The 18,214-nt window shown below is 56.8% G+C and carries 18 protein-coding genes; 6 read left to right on the top strand and 12 right to left on the bottom strand.

Annotated features, from left to right (window positions below; all coding sequences use genetic code 11):
- Window positions 1–154: 154 nt before the first annotated feature.
- From ACYVIS_RS19475 to ACYVIS_RS19465, 3 genes are all read right to left on the bottom strand, one after another.
- Window positions 155–793: a 3-oxoacid CoA-transferase subunit B gene (locus ACYVIS_RS19475; protein ID WP_460874834.1), complete on the bottom strand. Its 639-nt coding sequence runs from the start codon at window positions 791–793 to the stop codon at window positions 155–157.
- A 9-nt stretch (window positions 794–802) separates the two neighbouring features.
- The gene (locus ACYVIS_RS19470) at window positions 803–1,462 is read right to left on the bottom strand and encodes a 3-oxoacid CoA-transferase subunit A (protein WP_232743934.1); all 660 of its coding nucleotides are present in this window, start codon (window positions 1,460–1,462) and stop codon (window positions 803–805) included.
- Between the two features lie 104 nt (window positions 1,463–1,566).
- Window positions 1,567–2,535, bottom strand: a complete 969-nt coding sequence (locus ACYVIS_RS19465) for a Bug family tripartite tricarboxylate transporter substrate binding protein (RefSeq protein WP_370635998.1) — start codon at window positions 2,533–2,535, stop codon at window positions 1,567–1,569.
- Between the two features lie 148 nt (window positions 2,536–2,683).
- On the opposite strand from ACYVIS_RS19465, the gene ACYVIS_RS19460 reads away from it, so the two are divergent.
- Window positions 2,684–3,469 (top strand): IclR family transcriptional regulator, encoded by a 786-nt coding sequence (locus ACYVIS_RS19460; RefSeq protein ID WP_460874833.1) that lies wholly within the window; start codon window positions 2,684–2,686, stop codon window positions 3,467–3,469.
- On the opposite strand, the gene ACYVIS_RS19455 is transcribed toward ACYVIS_RS19460, so the two are convergent.
- The 3 genes from ACYVIS_RS19455 to ACYVIS_RS19445 form a co-directional block, all read right to left on the bottom strand.
- Complete coding sequence (locus tag ACYVIS_RS19455) at window positions 3,457–4,293, bottom strand: mechanosensitive ion channel family protein (RefSeq protein ID WP_232744602.1); 837 nt, start codon at window positions 4,291–4,293, stop codon at window positions 3,457–3,459. The two genes, ACYVIS_RS19460 and ACYVIS_RS19455, sit on opposite strands and share 13 nt — an antisense overlap.
- 153 nt (window positions 4,294–4,446) lie before the next feature.
- Window positions 4,447–5,964, bottom strand: coding sequence for a M81 family metallopeptidase (locus ACYVIS_RS19450; protein ID WP_232743936.1), 1,518 nt, complete (start codon window positions 5,962–5,964; stop codon window positions 4,447–4,449).
- A 23-nt stretch (window positions 5,965–5,987) separates the two neighbouring features.
- Window positions 5,988–6,947: a Bug family tripartite tricarboxylate transporter substrate binding protein gene (locus tag ACYVIS_RS19445; RefSeq protein ID WP_370635999.1), complete on the bottom strand. Its 960-nt coding sequence runs from the start codon at window positions 6,945–6,947 to the stop codon at window positions 5,988–5,990.
- Window positions 6,948–7,205: 258 nt separating this feature from the next.
- Here ACYVIS_RS19445 and ACYVIS_RS19440 point away from each other — a divergent pair, with 258 nt between their 5' ends.
- Window positions 7,206–8,108, top strand: a complete 903-nt coding sequence (locus tag ACYVIS_RS19440; protein ID WP_232743938.1) for a LysR family transcriptional regulator — start codon at window positions 7,206–7,208, stop codon at window positions 8,106–8,108.
- A gap of 540 nt (window positions 8,109–8,648) precedes the next feature.
- Here the strand turns inward: ACYVIS_RS19440 and ACYVIS_RS19435 are convergent.
- Window positions 8,649–9,188 carry a cytochrome b gene (locus ACYVIS_RS19435; RefSeq protein WP_370635968.1) on the bottom strand — a complete coding sequence of 180 codons (540 nt, stop codon included), beginning with the start codon at window positions 9,186–9,188 and terminating at the stop codon, window positions 8,649–8,651.
- 90 nt (window positions 9,189–9,278) lie between these two features.
- On the bottom strand, window positions 9,279–9,956 hold the full coding sequence (locus tag ACYVIS_RS19430) for a class I SAM-dependent methyltransferase (protein WP_232743940.1): 678 nt from the start codon (window positions 9,954–9,956) through the stop codon (window positions 9,279–9,281).
- 186 nt (window positions 9,957–10,142) lie between these two features.
- Here ACYVIS_RS19430 and ACYVIS_RS19425 point away from each other — a divergent pair, with 186 nt between their 5' ends.
- Window positions 10,143–10,319: a hypothetical protein gene (locus tag ACYVIS_RS19425; RefSeq protein WP_232743941.1), complete on the top strand. Its 177-nt coding sequence runs from the start codon at window positions 10,143–10,145 to the stop codon at window positions 10,317–10,319.
- Window positions 10,320–10,324: 5 nt separating this feature from the next.
- Here ACYVIS_RS19425 and ACYVIS_RS19420 read toward each other — a convergent pair whose 3' ends face one another.
- Window positions 10,325–12,115 carry a M14 family metallopeptidase gene (locus ACYVIS_RS19420; RefSeq protein WP_232743942.1) on the bottom strand — a complete coding sequence of 597 codons (1,791 nt, stop codon included), beginning with the start codon at window positions 12,113–12,115 and terminating at the stop codon, window positions 10,325–10,327.
- Window positions 12,116–12,230: 115 nt separating this feature from the next.
- On the opposite strand from ACYVIS_RS19420, the gene ACYVIS_RS19415 reads away from it, so the two are divergent.
- Together ACYVIS_RS19415 and ACYVIS_RS19410 are read left to right on the top strand one after the other, a co-directional pair.
- The gene (locus ACYVIS_RS19415) at window positions 12,231–13,220 is read left to right on the top strand and encodes an LLM class flavin-dependent oxidoreductase (RefSeq protein ID WP_232743943.1); all 990 of its coding nucleotides are present in this window, start codon (window positions 12,231–12,233) and stop codon (window positions 13,218–13,220) included.
- Window positions 13,204–13,953, top strand: a complete 750-nt coding sequence (locus ACYVIS_RS19410; protein WP_232743944.1) for a 4'-phosphopantetheinyl transferase family protein — start codon at window positions 13,204–13,206, stop codon at window positions 13,951–13,953. Before ACYVIS_RS19415 ends, ACYVIS_RS19410 begins: the two co-directional genes overlap by 17 nt.
- Window positions 13,954–13,978: 25 nt before the next feature.
- Here the strand turns inward: ACYVIS_RS19410 and ACYVIS_RS19405 are convergent, their stop codons facing one another.
- Window positions 13,979–15,118 carry an acyl-CoA dehydrogenase family protein gene (locus tag ACYVIS_RS19405; RefSeq protein ID WP_460874832.1) on the bottom strand — a complete coding sequence of 380 codons (1,140 nt, stop codon included), beginning with the start codon at window positions 15,116–15,118 and terminating at the stop codon, window positions 13,979–13,981.
- 64 nt (window positions 15,119–15,182) lie between these two features.
- Window positions 15,183–16,388: a CaiB/BaiF CoA transferase family protein gene (locus ACYVIS_RS19400; protein ID WP_232743946.1), complete on the bottom strand. Its 1,206-nt coding sequence runs from the start codon at window positions 16,386–16,388 to the stop codon at window positions 15,183–15,185.
- A 115-nt stretch (window positions 16,389–16,503) separates the two neighbouring features.
- On the opposite strand from ACYVIS_RS19400, the gene ACYVIS_RS19395 reads away from it, so the two are divergent.
- Window positions 16,504–17,421: a LysR substrate-binding domain-containing protein gene (locus ACYVIS_RS19395; protein WP_460874831.1), complete on the top strand. Its 918-nt coding sequence runs from the start codon at window positions 16,504–16,506 to the stop codon at window positions 17,419–17,421.
- Here ACYVIS_RS19395 and ACYVIS_RS19390 read toward each other — a convergent pair.
- A complete protein-coding gene (locus ACYVIS_RS19390; RefSeq protein WP_460874830.1) occupies window positions 17,415–18,200 on the bottom strand; it encodes an HpcH/HpaI aldolase family protein in 786 nt (261 codons plus the stop codon). The two genes, ACYVIS_RS19395 and ACYVIS_RS19390, sit on opposite strands and share 7 nt — an antisense overlap.
- Window positions 18,201–18,214 lie beyond the last annotated feature (14 nt).

Below are 18,214 nucleotides of genomic sequence, written 5' to 3'. Positions count from 1 at the left end.
CCGACCGCTGGACGTGCCGGACTGCACAGCACCGCCCACCCTGCGGCGTCTTTATAGAACTACTCGTCCAAAGTAATAACCAAAACCTGAACGGCTCAAAACAACAGCCGCTGAAACACAATCAGCGGCTGTAAGCACTTAAACCAAAAACACGCTAGTTTGCGACAATGTCCAGGCCTGTCAGGCGGCACAGTTCGTCCAGCCCTATGCCCGCCAGATCGTCCAGCAGAATCACCTGGCCGTTCCTGAACTCGAACACGGCCACATCGGTATAGACGCGCGACACGCAGGCTACGCCGGTCAGGGGATAGCTGCAGCGATCGACCAGCTTGCTCTGGCCCTCGCGCGTCAGCAATTCCATAAGGACATAGACCGACTTGGCGCCCATGGCCAAGTCCATGGCACCGCCGACAGCCGGAATGGCATCGGGCTCGCCGGTATGCCAATTGGCCAGATCGCCGGTTTTCGACACCTGGAAAGCACCCAGCACGCAGATATCCAGATGACCGCCGCGCATCATCCCGAACGAGTCGGCATGATGAAAAAAAGCTCCGCCCGGAAGCAGTGTTACCGGCTGCTTCCCAGCATTGATCAAATCGGGGTCTTCGCTGCCCGGCGCCGGCGCCGGGCCCATGCCTATGACTCCGTTTTCGCTGTGGAGCATGATTTCGCGATCCGCCGGCAGATAATTCGCCACTTTGGTCGGCAAACCTATACCTAAATTGACAACACTGCCTTCGGGTATGTCTTGTGCAACCCGCGCCGCCATTTGTTCACGATTCAAACGTTTCATTTCAGCCTCCTAGACAGCGACCACGCGCTGCACAAACAGGCCTGGAGTCACAACGGTTTCGGGATCGAGCTCGCCCAGCTCGACGATTTCACTGACCTGGGCCACGGTTACACGGGCCGCCGTCGCCATGATGGGCCCGAAATTGCGGGCCGTTTTGCGATAGACCAGATTGCCCCAGCGATCGGCACGCAAGGCCTTGATAAAGGCGTAATCGGCATGCAAGGGATACTCGAGCATGTAGTCGCGGCCGTCGATATGCCGCACTTCCTTGCCCTCGGCAATTAAGGTACCAACGCCTGTAGGCGTATAGAATCCACCTATGCCCGCCCCCGCCGCGCGTATGCGTTCGGCCAGATTCCCTTGCGGCACCAGTTCGAGCTCCAGCTTGCCGGCCCGGTACAAGCCATCGAAAACATATGAATCGGTCTGGCGCGGAAATGAACAGATAATCTTCCGTACCTGGCCCGCCGCCAGCAAGGCAGCCAGGCCCGTATCGCCATTGCCGGCGTTGTTATTGATAATGACCAGATCCTTGGCGCCTTGCTCCAGCAAGGCATCAATCAGTTCCAGAGGCTGGCCGGCCATGCCAAACCCGCCCACCATGACGGTCGAACCGTCAGGCATATCGGCAACCGCCTCTCGGACACTGGAAAATATTTTCGAAATCATGCTGCACTCACGCTCGCGTGGGAAAACATCAAAAATCGGGAAACAACTGAAAAACAAAGGGATTCAGCCATCGGCAAACGCCGATGGCTGACGCTGACAAGGAATCAATCCACCGTCGCGCCGGACGCCTTCACGACCTTGGCCCAGTTGGTGACTTCGGACTGCATGAATTCGCCGAACTCGGCCGGAGTCGTCTGGACCGACACAGCGCCCAGATCCTTGAAACGAGCCTGGACATCAGGCTTGAGCAAGGCTTTTTCAATCGCTCCATTAAGTTTGTTGACGACATCAGCCGGCGTGCCGGCCGGAGCGATCACGCCAAACCATGACGACACATCGAATGAGGGAAAGCCGGATTCCCGCATGGTGGGCAGGTCGGGCGCCGTCTTGGAACGTTCTGCGGTGGTTACCGCCAGGGCACGCAACTTGCCGGCCTGGACGTGTGGCCATGCCGCGGGCATATTGTCGAACATCAGCTGCACCTGGCCGCCCATCAAATCGGTTTCGGCCGGCGCGCTGCCCTTGTAGGGAACGTGCAATATATCGACCCCGGCCACTTGCTTGAACAGCTCGCCCGCCATATGGATCGAAGTACCGCTGCCCGAGGAGGCAAAGTTCAATGTACCCGGGTGGGCCTTGGCGTACTCGACAAGCTCTTTGACGCTATGCACCGGCAGCTTGGGGTTGACGACCAATATATTAGGCACCTTGACCGCCAGCGCAATCGGAGCGAAGTCCTTGAGCAGATTGAATTTGATATTCTTGTACAGGGTTTGATTGATCGCACTCGTGACAGCGACCATGTACAGGGTATAGCCATCGGGTTTGGCGCGCGCAACGATCTCGGCGCCTATATTGCTGCCTGCGCCGGGGCGATTTTCCACCACAATCGACTGCCCCAGCTCGGTGCTGACTTCCTTGGCCAGGATGCGCGCGACCACGTCGGTCGTGCCGCCGGCCGAAAAACCGACGACCATGCGGATCGGATGGTCGGGATAGGCTGCGGACGCCGTGGCCGAAAAACCAAGCACGCCGGAAATCGCCGCTGTTGCCGCAAGCGCCTTGATGGCGATAGATAATTTCGTGTGTATTGACACTTTCCTCTCCAGGATTAAATGTCCATGAGCTGGACAGTTTTATAATTAGACAAAGATTTTCCGATAAAATCGGTTTTTTTAAAAACCACCTGTACGCCCTGCGGACACTTGAGCCCATACAGACATGTCCGACTACGATAAAGACACCGAAGCCAGCGCCGCCGGACCGCGGACTCTGCGGCGCGGCCTGAAGGTGCTGGCCGCACTGCGAGCGCACGGGCATACCGGCCTGAGTGTAACCGCTCTGGCACGCGCAACCGGTCTGCAGCGGCCCACCATTTATCGCCTGCTTGCGGCACTGATCGAAAGCGAACTGGTCAAGGGCGTGGGCAACACAAAGCGGTTTGCATCCAATCTGGGCGAGCCGGCCGCCGTGCCGGCCGTGCAAGATCCGCGCATCGGGTTGGCGCGCCCATCCATGCAAAAGCTGGCCCAGGCCACCGGCGACGCGGTCTTCCTGGTGGTGCAGGACGACCATGAGTCGCTCAGCCTGTGGCGGGAGATCGGCCCCTACCCTGTGCAGATACTGGCCACCTATGCCGGCAAACGCCAGCCCCTGGGTGTGGGATCGGGCGGCATGGCCTTGCTGGCGGCCCTGCCCGACGCCCGTATTGAACAAATCATTGTTCGCAACAGCGATCAAATCGAATTGTATGGCGGCATGACGGCGCGCGAAATGCGGCGTCTGGTCGAAAACACACGCACGCGAGGCTATTCGGTCGTGGGAAACCACGCGGTGCGTGGCGCGCTGGGAGTAGGATGCGCCTTGCTGGACAAACAGAAGAACCCCTACCTGGCCATCAGCGTCACCGCCATCACCGAACGCATGCCGGCGCAGCGGCAACGCGAAATCGCCGCCCTGATACAGGCCGAGCTACAGGAAATCTCGCACCGGGTTCACGCGGCCTGATCCGCGCCATTCAAAGTCCGCACTTCACGGATCGGTATGGGCAAACGCAGGCCGGCCTGTTCGAGCGTCTTGCGTGCCGCTTGATACAAGTCGAAATTCAGATCCCAATACCGGCTGCTTTCAGCCCAGACACGGATATTGATCATCACCGCGCTATCGCGGTATTCGTTGACCATGACTTGCGGTTTGGGCGTCTGCAAAGCCAGCTCGTGATGTTCCACCAGCGTACGCAACTTTTCCATGGCCAGATCGAGATCGTCGCCATAGCTCACCGCCACCTGCAGATCGAGGCGGCGCGTAGCGTTGCGGCTGAAATTCAGGATGGGATTGCCCCAAACCAGGCTGTTGGGCAACGTAAGATGTATGCCGTCCACTTGCACAATACGCGTCAGGAACAGCCCCACCTCTTCAACAGTGCCATCGGCCTTGCCCACGACCGAAATGTACTCTCCGGCACGCAGCGGCCGCAAAGCCAAAAGCATGATCCCCGCAGCGATGTTTTGCAATGTTCCCTGCAAAGCCAGGCCGATAGCCAGTCCGGCAGCACCCAGCACGGCAATAATACTGGCCGTTTGCACCCCGAACCGGGCTAGTACAGCTATCAGGGTAAAACCACGAATGGACCACTCCACGATCGAACGGAGCATGGGCACTATTGTGGGGTCGACTTTGGACGATCTGGCCGCTGCGGAGCGTACTGCCTTGCCCACCAGGGTCGCAATTGTCCACCCCGCAATCAGTATGACCAGAGCAGTAAGCAGGTTCAGGCCAAAATCCGCAAAACTGGGGATCCACAGAAAAAATTGGTGCAGGCTGTTCACGATAGAAATCCACTAACAAAGTGCTAAACCATCGATAGTACCTATACTTGAGCCAAAACAAAATGACGCGGCGGCGCGCACCGGCCTGAACACGGCCAAATCCTGCCTCGAATGAGACGAGACTTTTGCGCGCCGCAAACTCGAAATTAGCAAAGCCTAAAACGTTTCCGTACTCTGTTCCAACTGGATGTCCTCATCCAGCGGGTAGATGGGCCTGGCAAGATGCTGAAACGGAAATAGCGAATAATCGGAACTGCACACGCCTGGCCCTGCTATCAAAACGATATGCTTGGCTAGAGGCTCAAACCCGGCGCGGAAATGTTGGCGCGATTTGATCAGCACATATTTTTTCGTGGCAGGATCGACTCCGGCATGGGTAAACAAACCGGTATCGTAGGGCTCTTGGGGTTTTTCGCATACGAAGATCAGCACGCCACCCGTATCGATGATTGCCGTTTTCCCTATGCTGAGCCGCATGCCGGTAAACATCGGCCCAGTCACGGTGTACGTGCCGTCGGTAATCTTAACGACTTTACCCGTGACGCGTAACGGCTCGCCCTTCAATCCCAAAGCAGGCATATCGGTCTTACCACCGATATCCAGCGTCAATTCCGCTCCCACGCCCGCCTGGATCAACTGATCTACGGCAACGGGATCCCAGAACGGGCCAGCCACCACATCCGTCAATCCCTGGCGCATGACTTCACGCAGCACAGCCATCACATCCGTCGGACCGCCCGCCCCGCAATTGTCGCCGTGATCAACCAGTACAACAGGGCCCTCTGAAAATTGTTTCGCTCTGGCAATCGACTCTGCCAAAGGCTCGATTGGAAAAATGAACTCCTCCCGCCGCTGCCACGCAAGTTCGCATAGCTCATCCAGCAATAACTGTCCGTCCTGCTGCTTTTCCCTATCCACGACAAGAACCACCGACAAACCCACGTGAGGAATATCGGCAAGAGGGAAGCCGCCAAAAACGGATGCATTCAGAACCTGTCCTTGTGCTTCGGCGGCCATGGCCTTATCCATGATGTCTTTCATGGGTTGCATAGACGGAGTCTGCTTGAGCATATGAGTCAGCATCGGCAAACGGCGCCACAAAATGACCGGATCGACCTCCTTCTTCAGCAAGGATTCCAAAGTCTTTCCTGCGCGCTCCCCGGTCTTGTAAACATCGATATGGGGGTACGTGCAATAGCCGGTAATGATCGTCGAATTGTGAATCAGTTCGGGACTAAAGTTAGCGTGAAAATCGAGCGCCACTACAATTGGAACACCATCAGGCAGAACCGCCCGTATCCGCTTCAGCAGCTCTCCTTCTGCATCCGCATAGCCTTCGGCTACCATCGCGCCATGAAGATCAAGCATGACCACATCGCAACCCTTTCGCACCGACGCGACAATCGTGTCGGCGATTGAATCGAACGCGTGTCGGGTCACTGTACCGCTAGGTACCGCATTGGCCGAGATGGAAAAATCCACATCCGCCCCAAGCCGATCAGCCAAATCCATATAGGCGGCTGCCGCACTATTGGTATTGAGACAAGCTTGCCGAGCCTGTTCTGCATAAGCGGGGCCGTCGCCACCTGTCCCTCGGCAAAAAGAACTAAGTTCAGTATGCAGGGGTGAAAAAGTATTGGTTTCATGTCGAACCAGAGCAACAACCACTTTCATGAAAAACTCCTGGGAATGCCAATCTATTGTTTTTGCAAGCCCGAGGCCTGAACCAATTTTCCATAGCGCACGGTTTCATCCTTCAGAAACTGCGCAGCCTGTTCGGGAGGTGTGAGTACAGGTGCATATTTGAATAAATCCAAAGCCTGTACAAAATCTGGCTCTTGCACCCCTGCTTTGATTGCCGCATATAACTTGTCTATCACTTCCTTGGGCGTACCTTTTTTCACCACGACGGACAAATTGGAACGTACGGTCAGGGCCTTGGGATCGTCATAATTCTGAGTTTCAGCATCAGGAAACTCTTTTAGAGGCGTAGACTGCAATACCGCGATCGGCCTGACTTTTCCGCCTTTTACGTAGGAAATCGACGAGCCCACAACATCCACATGGGCATCCGTCTGACCCCCGATAAGATCCGATACGGCCGGAGGCGAACCACGATAAGGAATTATTTCAAAATTCAGATGATTCTCTTGGCGCCAATTGGACAAAGCCAGGTATGCAGCCCCGCCGATTGTGTTGACGCTGATCGAAACTTTATTCGGATGCATTTCAATGTAGTGCTTGAAATCGCTGAAGTTCTTATAACGACTGGTGGCGCTCACAATCAACCAATGCGGATAGGTATTGACAACAGTGATCGGAGTGAAATCTTTGTCGCCGTCATACGGGAGCTTCTTCATCAAATGCGTATTGATGTTCAGCGTGTTATCGCTGGCCATGAACAGGGTGTAGCCATCGGCCGGTTCTCTTAACACAGCCAACGCACCTGGTACCGTGGCTCCCCCCGACAGGTTATCAACGATGGCGTGCTGATCAAATTTTTCGCTTAATTTCTTGGCAATCAGGCGACCAATAATATCAGCCGAACCACCTGCAGGATAAGGAACCACCACTTTGAATGGCTTGGCCGGCCACTGCTGCCCCGCTTGTGCGGTAAAAACCGGTAATGCCACGGCCATGCTGGCGGCCACGAACATGCCCAACAACTGTTTTACATATTTCACTGAATTGCTCCTGTCTTCCTTAATTCCACGAATTGACGCTTCTTTCTAGATTTACCGATACACACCCGCACCCAGACTCGAAAAAAGCCGGTGCCGTGCAAAGTTGTAGGCCAGGTCAATGCGCTGACCTACATCTGGGTCAGGAAGTATAGGAACACAAAACTCTCGCGTCTAATATATAATTAATCTAATTTCCATATATTATTTATATAGTTATAAATGAAGACATCGATGGATGAACATCGCTTGCGATGTTTCGTAACGGTCGTTGAAACAGGCAATCTGTCCAAAGCAGCAATCAAGTTGCACATGACTCAACCTCCGTTAAGCATTCTGATCCGCAAGCTGGAAGATGAGTTGGAAGCCACGCTGTTCGAGCGCATTAACAATCGTCTGATCCTTAGCGATACTGGCCAGATTTTTTACAGAAGAGCCAAGGAACTGCTCGCCTCGATGCAGGCGCTGGCCCAGGAAGTGGCGGAAAGCAGCAAAGGCCTCCGGGGCACGGTAACAGTTGGCTGTTCCACCGCGGCCAGCTTATTTATTATTCCGAAAGTCATGGAAGAACTGCGGGCCAGGCAACTGGATATTTCGGTACAAGTCCACGAAGGCGAAACGGCTCATATGCTGGAGCGACTGCGAAATCGCCAGATCGATATAGGTATTTTTCGAACTTCATACAAAACCGAAGATCTCCAGACCATGACTCTGTATTCCGAACCCTTGCTGCTGGCCTTACCCAAGAGCCATCGCTTGTTGAAAAATCACCGCGTTTCGCTCACCGACCTGAAAAACGAACGATTTTTGATGCATAGCCCCACTCAAGGGCAAGGCATCAGCAATCTGCTTATCGAGTCATGCCAACTCTGCGGTTTCTCCCCCAATGTGGTGTACTGGGGAACAGAGACTCTGCCCATGCTATTGATGGTCGAGAAAGGTTTAGGTATTGCGTTCGCTCCTAAGAGCTTTGGCGGGCTCAAATTGCCAGGTCTGCCGAAACTAGTCGAAATCAAACAACCACTGCTCGAGACCAAATTAAGCCTGGTTACTCAGAAAAATCGTATTCTGTCGGCCGTGACCCAACGTTTTCTTGAGATTACCGCTGAGGTAATCAAAGGCCTGCAATCGGCATAAGTAGGGCGGTGAATCTTTCCCGCTCCGAGGTGCGATACCACTTCCTTAGAACAGGCATAACGGGTCGCATAAGAAATTATCGACGAAATCAGCAAGGGCTGAATCATCACTCAACCCATCTCGATCATTGTGTCTGCTGCCGCCTTGCCTAAGGTTTAGTGTTTTGGGCTTTTAGGGAAAATAGTGCATCCCTCGCTCTCCGTGGCGCCGAGTTATCCCCGTCGACTGTGGATAAAATCATTGATAACCTGGGCATTAGTCGGAAAACCGTTTATAGATCAATCAATTATTACTAAGGGATGCAAAACGCCCAAAATAGGAAGTTCTTTGCAATTTCCACTCAAACACCGGCGATTTTCGATGGCAGAGAGCGAAATACCCACTTCCCGACAGCACTATCGACAGCCATAAAAATACCCGCCTGACTTATCCACTCAAATTGTGGATAAGCGGCGGGAAAACAATTTGATTACTGGAAATAGTTCTGTAATAACAGGTAATTACACGCGCAGCATGAAAACCGCTCACGCATCAAGCCGTTTACCATGGCGCCATTTTTTTTAGCGTCCCATCCTTGAGTACCAAGTGATGGAATATGGCGGCCAGCACATGCAGGCAAATCAGTGCAAAAAGAACCCACGCCATCACGCCATGCACATCACCCATGAAATGGCCCACGGACGATCCCTGTTGCGCCAACGGCGGTAAAGGCACGCTGCCAAACGCCCGAATCGACCAGCCACGCGAAGACGCATTGGCCCATCCCAGAAACGGGGTTATAACGAGCACTACGTACAGCAAAAAATGAGTGACGCGCGAAATCAGATGCAGCCAAGAAGCGTCATGATCGGGAAGAGGCTGATGCGTAAACCGCCAGAGTACACGCAAGACAACGACCAACACCAAGGCGGCACCAATCGATAAATGCCATCCGATCAGCCCATCGGGATGAGTATCGCGATGCACGTCAGGCATAATCCAGCCCAGGACAAACTGGGCGACAATCAATAACACCGTCGCCCAATGAAAAAAACGCGTAATCGGATCATAGGGTCGGTACATATAAGCTTGTTCAATCATGGTCATGCAAGCAAGTGTGGTTAAGAATTGAATTCATGGAACGCATCATAAGGCCTCTTCAGGTTATCGAGGCGAGGCTCAAAAAAATGGTTAATCGCCGTCATTATTCAAGCCAGCACTTAGCCCACCCTTAGCAAATGACGCGGGCTTGCGCCAAACGCTGGCAAGCCAGGACTGTTGCTCGCGGGGTAGCCCCGCAGGGCGATAATAATGCTCGAGCTCGATAAATCCGGCTGCGACCATAAAGGCACGCCAGGAGTCGAGATCGTGATATACGCCATAGCGTCCTCCATGCCAGCCTTCCTCGCCCTGGCCACGTGGGTTCGAACTGAAGAGGACACCGCCGGGCTTCAAGGCCGCACACAATTGCGTCAATACACGCGGCAGTTCGACGCCAGGCACATGGAACAGGCTGGCGTTGGCAAAGACACCATCAAAATGATCACGAGGCAAATCGAGATTCAGAAAATCCTGCTGCCATACCTCGCAACCCGTCTCGGCACGCGCCATGACAGCAAACGATTCGGTGCCGTCGAGACCGATTGGAACATGTCCAAGCCTGGCAAAAGCGTGTAAGTCACGCCCCGGTCCGCAGCCAAAATCCAGGATGCGAAAGGGTGGCCGGGCTTCAATATGCCGCAGCAAGGCGGCAATATTCTGGGCAACATCGTGATTGCGTGTTCCTTCGCGAAACTCTTCGGCATTCTGATTGTAGTAAGCAAGCGTGGGCGCGCTGATCTGCCGGATCCGGTCTGAATGCTGTGTCATGAGGTAGGTGCTGTAGCCGATGGTCTCAAGATGACTCGATAAGTAATATATATTATTTTTCAACAACTTATATGATACGCTTGGTAAATAAAAGATATCGGGACCGACTATTCCTGATGGCATCGCGATCTGTCATGCGCCCTTTTCCCAACCGGGCGATTCATCATTTTTGCAAGGAGCCGCGCCATGGACAAACCCTTCAAATTCCCCACCCGGAAAACCCCCGCGCCCCAGCAGGAAAACATCCGTCACAAATCGGAAAAGCATCGGGAAGCGGCCCTGGACCACGCCTTGACGGAAAGCTTTCCGGCCAGCGACCCGGTTGCCATCAGCACCACGAAAACCGCCGCCAATCAAGACTGACAACCTCAGGCGCCTCCCTGCCGCTTCGGCGCATTCGCCCACCACCATTCCGACGCCAGTAAAACCGTTTGCATCTGTACCGTATGGGCAAACGAAAACCCGGGGCCGCAGAGGGTTTCATCTGGAAATTCCGTAATCAGCGTAATGCCGGGGCCCTGGCCGGGAGCTTCGCTTGCGGTATACGGGATTCCGTGCCGAACCTGAAACGGCGGCAGGGCCACATAGCGCTGATAGCGCCGCAACTGCTCAGTGTTATAGCTCATCAGGCGCGTGTCCGCCGACAATTGACGTGTCAGATGCTCCAGCAGGCTTAAAGCCGTTTCTTTGTAGTCCGGCTTGAAACGCGCAATCAGGAAGAATCCTTTGGGTATGCTCCACGCTTCGAATCCGCGAGGCAGATATCCGGTGCATGGCCGAATCCATTCATGCGCCGGATACCCATGCAGGTTCAGATGCAATTGCGCGCCGCTGATGGCCAAAGCGCGCCGCCGCGCCTCGCGCTCGTACCAGGGTGCCTGTTCGCGATATTCGATATCGTCGCCCAGGGCGGTATAGCGCGCGGCATGATGCATATGTGCCGGATGCTCGACGCATAGGGCTTGATGCAAGGCATAGCCGTCGGGATTCTCGAGCGGCATCAGCGCAAAATGCGCGCCTGGCCGAGTTTTCAACTGAGCGGCGGCGCGCAGGGAGCCCACCACTCCGGACGTTTCATTGGCATGCTGCGCGCCGCTGATCAGCACGGCGGGCAAGTCTCCGGCAAGATACACTACGTTGACGGCTCGCCCCTGTTGCGACGCTTCGGCAAAATGCCGCCCAGGAAGGGCCTGCAGCGATCGCTCGACCTGAGCGATGGTCAAGGGCCGGTCCACCTGCGCCAGATCGGGCGCGTCGCCTTCAATCTGCCTTGTGTCCAACGCTGGCGGCTGGAACGGCGCCTGAGACTTATTGTGCTCCGCAGCCTCAAAAGAGATCTGTATGCGAGGTGTGCCGTCGTTATCCAGATGCACAAGCGGCACGATCTGCCCCGGCTGCAAGCCCCGGCTACCCGCGGCGCGGCCTGAATAATGCTGAAAATATTCAAGCAGGGAAAAATAAATTTCCTCGTGCATGGCCTCGCTTGTACTCATGTGCTCGTGGCCGCACGCCAGGCGGCGCTCAATGCCGGGCAAGACCATGTCGATGGTCAAACGCTTGAAATAAGGTTCTGTCTTGCCCCATTCGTGCCCCATCACGGCGCTCATCACCTCCTGGCAAGCCAACTGATACTCGGCCGCCACCGGGGTGCCGCCGGCGCAATGGCCTGTCTTTAACCAGGCGGAGGGCGCATATACGGCCTTTCCCAGAAAATCGGTTTGCATGACGTTGGGAGCAAACACTTCATGCGCTTCGGTGCGATCCGCATAGCGCAGGTCCAACCGATAGCAGCTCTGCTCCGACACATCGGGTGCAGCCACGAATTCGATCTCCACATCGGGGAACAGGCCGGTCAAAGGATAGGCCTCCAACAGGAATCGATTTTCCGCGCAGGCCGCATGCCGTGGATATTCGATGCGAGCGTGCGTCAATCCGGAAGAGTCGATTTCATCGAGAAAAAAATGCACCAAAGGCTTGTAGGCGCTGAATACCTGTGCATGCACGCCAAGCGCGCCCAGCTCGGCCCGCACGGAAACTCTTTTTGGAAGATCTTCGAACAACCATAGCTGTACCTTGGAGCCGCGATAGGCTTCGGCGCTCAGTTGCAACACCAGCTCATCGGCCGTGCGCAGGAAGATTCGGTCAAGCAGGATGGGCATGTGCGAGAATGAGTAGAGGAATAGCCGATTTTAGTTGACTATCGGCACCTTCGGCCGATTGGCGCCGCAATATCGGATATATTGTTTTTTTCCCCGCCGGCCTCATATAGAACCCATGATTCCCTTTTCCATTCTCGACCTCTCGCCCATCACCGAGAACGCCACCGCCGCCCAGTCATTCCGCAACTCGCTCGATCTTGCACAGCACGGCGAGCGCTGGGGCTTCAACCGCTACTGGTTGGCCGAGCACCATGGCATGCCGGGCATAGCCAGCGCCGCGACCGCCGTCCTCATCGCTCATGTGGCCGCAGGCACCTCAACGATCCGGATAGGAGCGGGCGGCGTCATGCTGCCCAACCATTCGCCGCTGGTCATCGCCGAACAATTCGGCACTCTGGAATCGCTCCACCCCGGGCGCGTCGATCTGGGGCTTGGGCGGGCACCGGGTTCGGACCAGACCACGGCACGCGCCCTGCGCCGCAACCTGGCCTCCGATTCGGACGAATTTCCGCACGATGTCCTGGAACTCATGGATTATTTTTCATCGGAACCCCGGCAAGCGGTCAAAGCCGTGCCCGGCACCGGCCTGAATGTACCGATCTGGATACTGGGCTCCAGCCTGTACGGAGCTCAGTTGGCCGCGGCGCTGGGCCTGCCGTACGCCTTTGCCTCGCACTTCGCCCCAGCGCAAATGATGCAGGCGATCGATGTCTACCGTTCCACCTTCAAGCCGTCGAAGCAGTTGCAAAAGCCTCATGTCATGCTGGGATTCAATGTTTTTGCCGCCGACACCGACGAGCAGGCCCGAATCCTCGCTACTTCGGCGCAGCAATCGTTTGTCAATTCACGCACCGGCCGGCCTTCGCGCCTGCCGCCGCCCATGGCCGACTACCTGGATCGCATCGGCCCGCAGGGGCAGGCGCTGCTGAACCAGATCCTGTCGTGCTCGGCCATAGGCTCAGTCAAGACAGTGACCGACCAGTTGCGGGCATTCATCGCGCACACCGGAGCCGACGAACTGATGATTGCCTCGAACATATTCGACCATGCCGCGCGTTTGCGTTCCTACGAAATTGTCTCCGAAGCGCATGCAGCAATGGCATAGACACCATCCCGACTTCCATATCGAGGCCATAAGCTGCCATGTCTGGGCGCTGTCGCTCGACCAGGCGAACGCCGACTATCCCGCCTTATGGGAAATACTGGCCGACGATGAAAAGCAGCGGGCCGACACGCTTCGTCTGGCGGCGGCAAAACGGCAGTTCGTTCTGACTCGAGGCACACTGCGCACGCTGCTTGGCCTCTATCTCGACATTGCCCCGAACGACTGCCGCTTCGCGCGGAGCGAGTTCGGCAAGCCCTGTCTGCGCGCGCCGGCGCGCGACTTGCGTTTCAATGTTGCGCACTCCGGAACACAGGCGCTGATTGCCATAGCACAGGGTGCGGACGTAGGCGTCGACATTGAAATTCAGCGCACGCTCGACGACCTCGAAGCGGTAGCGCGCATGATACTTTCACCCTCGGAATGGGAGTGTTGGCAGACGCTTACCGAACCAGAACGCACCTCGGCCTTTTACGCGATCTGGACTCATAAAGAAGCCATAACAAAAGCCTCGGGCCAAGGCTTGCTGCGGGAACCCTCGACAGTGGAGCTCAGCCTCGGCCCTGGCCGGCCGGTGAAGCTGCTGCGTATTCCCGGCTGGGCAAATCCACAATCCTGGACCGTGAATGAACTGGATGCCCCACCGGGCTATTCCGCCGCCCTGGCATCTCCCGCAAGCGGCCTGAGGGTCGTGCAACGCAGACTGGAACCAGGCACCGCCGGCTTGCGCCATTGACCGGCCACTTCGGCATAGGCCTTGTTCATGCAAGTATCGAGCGGGCTATCACCGTGCGCTGAATTTCCGAGGAGCCTTCATAGATGCGCATGATACGGGCATCGCGCGCATAGCGCTCCAGAGGCATTTCACGGGTATAGCCATATCCGCCATGGATCTGCAATGCGGCGTCGGTGATGAATCCGGCCGCCTCCGAGGCATACAGCTTGGCCATCGATGATTCAAGCGAGAACCGCCGGCCCGCGCTGCGCGCCGCCGTGGCCTGTAAAGTCAGCATCCATGCGGCTTCGAGCCGCAGTTTCATATCGGCCAGCAACCATTGAATGCCCTGCTTGTCGGCCAGCGGCTCGCCTCCTATTCGACGCTCTTTGGCCCAGGCCAGCGAAGCATCCAGCGCCGCCTCGGCAATACCGATGCTGCTGGCGGCCACATCGATCCGGCTATTGTCCAGAACTTGCATGGCGGTGCGAAAACCCGAACCCTCGGCGCCGAGCCGATTCTCGAGAGGAACCTCACAATCAAGAGCAACTTCGAACGCGTGGGCGCCCCGGATACCCATGAGTTTTTCCGGCGATGAAATCGACAGCCCCGGCGTCGCCGTGTCGACCACGAACACACTAATGCCTTTGTGCCCGGCGCCCGGATCGGTTTTGGCGTACACCACGATGAAATCGGCATCGCCCGCATTGGAAATGAAGTGCTTGACGCCGGTCAGGCGGTAGCTGCCACCCTGCCGCTGTGCGCGCGTCGCCATATCGGCAGGGTTCGAGCCAGCCCTGGGTTCGGTCAGCGCGAACGCACCCAGCTTCGCGCCCATGGCCGCATCCGGCAGGTAGCGGGCCCGGAGCTCATCGTTGCCACCGATAAGAATCGAGTCGGTCGCAAGATAATGCGCACCCACCATGGACGCCGTGGCGGCGCAGCACCTGGCAATCTCGACAAGTGAAAGAATCATGGCGGTTGGCGACACACCCGGCCCTCCCCATTGCTCGGGCAGATTCATGCCCATGACCCCCAGCTCGGCCAGCAGCGGCACGTAGCGCGCGGTGGAAATCTCTTGCTGATCGGTCTCTTGTGCACGCGGGGCCAGTTGCGTGGCCGCGAAGCGGGCAATGGCGTCGGCGACAGCTTGATCTTCTGCGGTAATGCCAAGACGTGTATTCATGTGTGCTTCCTTGGAATCATTGGATGAAATGCCTGGCTTGCCAGGCGTTGCGACGAGCTCGGCATCATGCGGCGCCAAAGGCGCCCGCCGCGCGCAGCTCCGCTATCCGGCCATGCGCCAGCCCCAGCAATTCGTGCAATGCCTGATCGGTGTGTTCGCCCAGGCGCGGCGCGCGCGTAACGCGATTACTGCCAAAAGCCGAAAACTTGATCGGCTGCGAAGGCAAGCGCAAACCTGGCAGCCTGGAGTCGCCGGTGTCGGTCAGTACACCGCGAAATACACTTTGTTCGGACGTCAGCGCTTGCCTGACATTCCAGATCGGAGCCGCCGGAATCGCAGCGGCTTCCAGCCGTTCAATCACTTGGGCCACATCCAGCAAGCCGGACCAGCCCTCGATGACCGCCCGAAGTTCGGACTCATGCGCGGCCCGCAACTCGTCGCTGGCGAAACGGGCATCGTCCACAATCGCGGGGCAGCCGATCACAGCCGCAAGCTGCCGAAATAATTTGTTATTCAGCACGGCAAGCACGTAATGACCGTCCCTGGCGCCAAACACCCCAAACGGCGCCGACAGGGGATGCCGGTTGCCCACTCTCACCGGTTCTTTCCCTGTGAACAGATAACGCGACACAGACGTGGCGGTAAAGGCCAGCATGGTATCGAACATCGACACATCGACATGCGTGCCCAGGCCGGTGCGCTCCCGCGAATACAAGGCAACGAGCGCTCCCCACGAGGCAAACAATCCGCTCAATACATCCGAGACCGCCTCGCCCACCAGAGTCGGCGGGCCGTCGGCGGAGCCTGTCGCGTCCATCAGGCCGCTCAAGGCCTGAATAACAATGTCGTAGGCTGGCCGATGGGCCGCCGGGCCGTCCTGGCCGAATCCCGAAACGCTCACGTAAACCAGGCGAGGATTTTTTTCTTTCAACAAGGCATAGGCAATTCCAAGCTTGTCGGCCACGCCCGGGCGGAAATTTTCCACCACAATGTCCGCGTGCGCGGCCAGATCTCTCGCCAGAGACCGGCCTTCGGCTGTCTTCATGTCGAGCACGACACTTTTCTTATTGCGGTTCATGACCGTAAACATCGCGCTCTCGCCGTTGCGCATAGGGCCCACCGAACGGTAATCGTCACCCCCGGGCGGCTCCACCTTGATGATTTCCGCCCCCAGATCGCCCAGCAAGGCCGTACTGAAAGGCCCCGCCAAAACACGAGTGAAGTCCAGCACCCGAATACCGCTTAAAGGCAGTCCCGCTTTCTCGTCCAATTCGCTCTCCTTTGCCGGACCAGGCCATCTTCCCGGCCCGCCCGCACACCTATGATTTGTTGCTGCATCCTCATGCTAGGCTCCTCTATGTATAATTAAAAATACTATTTATAAATTGTCTGAATTAATAAAATTGATACACATTACGCTACGCCAGCTCGAGTATTTCGCCGCAGCGGCCAGGCATGCCAGCACCGTCAAGGCGGCACACGCCCTGAACGTTTCACAGCCGTCCATATCGCACGCAATTGGCGAGCTGGAAGCGCTGTGGGATGAAAAACTGTTCTATCGCATACATGCGCAAGGCCTGGAGCTGACCGCAGCCGGAAAACAGCGCTACCGGCAGGCGCAAAATGTATTGCTGCAGGCTCAGGAACTGGGCCGCAAAGCGGACGGCCGCATCGAAGGGGAATTATCCATAGGGTGCTTCTCGACGTTGGGGCCGATGTATTTTCCCGCGATCATGCGTGAATTTCGCCGGGACCATCCGCACGTCCGGCTCACCATGCTCGAAGGCAACACGGAAGAGCTGCTCAGCCGGATCGAACGCGGCACGCTGGACCTTGCACTGGTCTACGATATGGGCCTGGCGCGGCCCGTCCAGCTTCATTATGTGGGCGCACATTCGCCCTATGCGCTGTTGCCCCTGCGCCATCCGCTAAGCCGCCGCGACACGCTGGCAATTGGGGATTTGGCCCAGGAACCATTTATTCTCATCAATCTGCCCCACAGCCGGGACTATTTTCTGTCTATTTTCAGCTTTGCCGAAGTATCCCCATGCATAGCCATGGAAGCCGGCTCCATTGAAATGGCCAGGTCCCTGGTCGCCAACGGTCATGGTTTTTCCATTCTGACCACCCGGCCCGCCAAAGATTTCAGCTACGACGGCAAGCGTATCGTGTGCAAGCCCCTGTCGGGAAACATCCCGGCCCAGAAACTGGCATTCGCCTCTTCCACGGAGCAACGCCCGACGCCCGCGGCAGAAGCATTCTTGCGCGTGGCGCGAGCATTCCTTTCAGGGAAGGTTCAGTAGCCGCTGCCGCCGCCATCGGCGGTCGCGTTCCCCAGCCTGGCCAATTGCTGCAGGCAGCCATTCTTCAAAATGGCAGCGTCATTGCCTGGCGTCACCACCTGGAAACCCTGGTCGACACGCTTGCGCGCCATGGCGCCATCGGCGCAAAAAATGCCCGTCAGCATTTGACGCTGCGCAACCTGGGTACGAATGTATTCGATCGCCTGGGCCGCCTCCCCCTTGGGGTCGGAGCTTGGCGTTCCCTCGTAGCTCAGGCTCAGGTCGTTGGGCCCTATATACACGCCATCGATCCCCGGCACCGACAAAATACTGTCCAGGTTCTGCACCGCCTTTCTGGATTCAATCATGACGAAGACCAGAATTTCCCGGTTGGCATGCGCAAAGTAATCCGGACCGCCGTAGAGCAGGCCGCGGGCCGGCCCAAAAGAGCGTTCTCCGCTTGGCGGGTATTTGCACGCAGCCACCACCGCCCTGGCTATATCGGCATCGTCCACTTGAGGGCAGATCACCCCGTAAGCGCCCGCGTCCAGCAATTGCATGATCTGAACCGGATCGGAACTCTGGGGCCGGGCCAAAGGCGTCGCCCCGGTGCTGGATATCGCCTGAAGCATCGTCACGGCCTGCCCAAAATCGATCATGCCGTGTTGAAGATCAACCGTAATGGCGTCAAAACCGCAGTGCGCCACCAACTCGGCACTGTAGGACGAAGGAATCGACAGCCACGCATTCGTCGCATGGCCCCGCTCTTTAACAACTTCCCTTAATCGATTCGCTCTCATGATTGATTTGTCGT

This window comes from Paralcaligenes ginsengisoli, assembly GCF_054781135.1.
The sequence above is the reverse complement of the archived record's forward strand: the minus strand, read 5'-3'. Positions and strand labels throughout refer to the sequence as shown.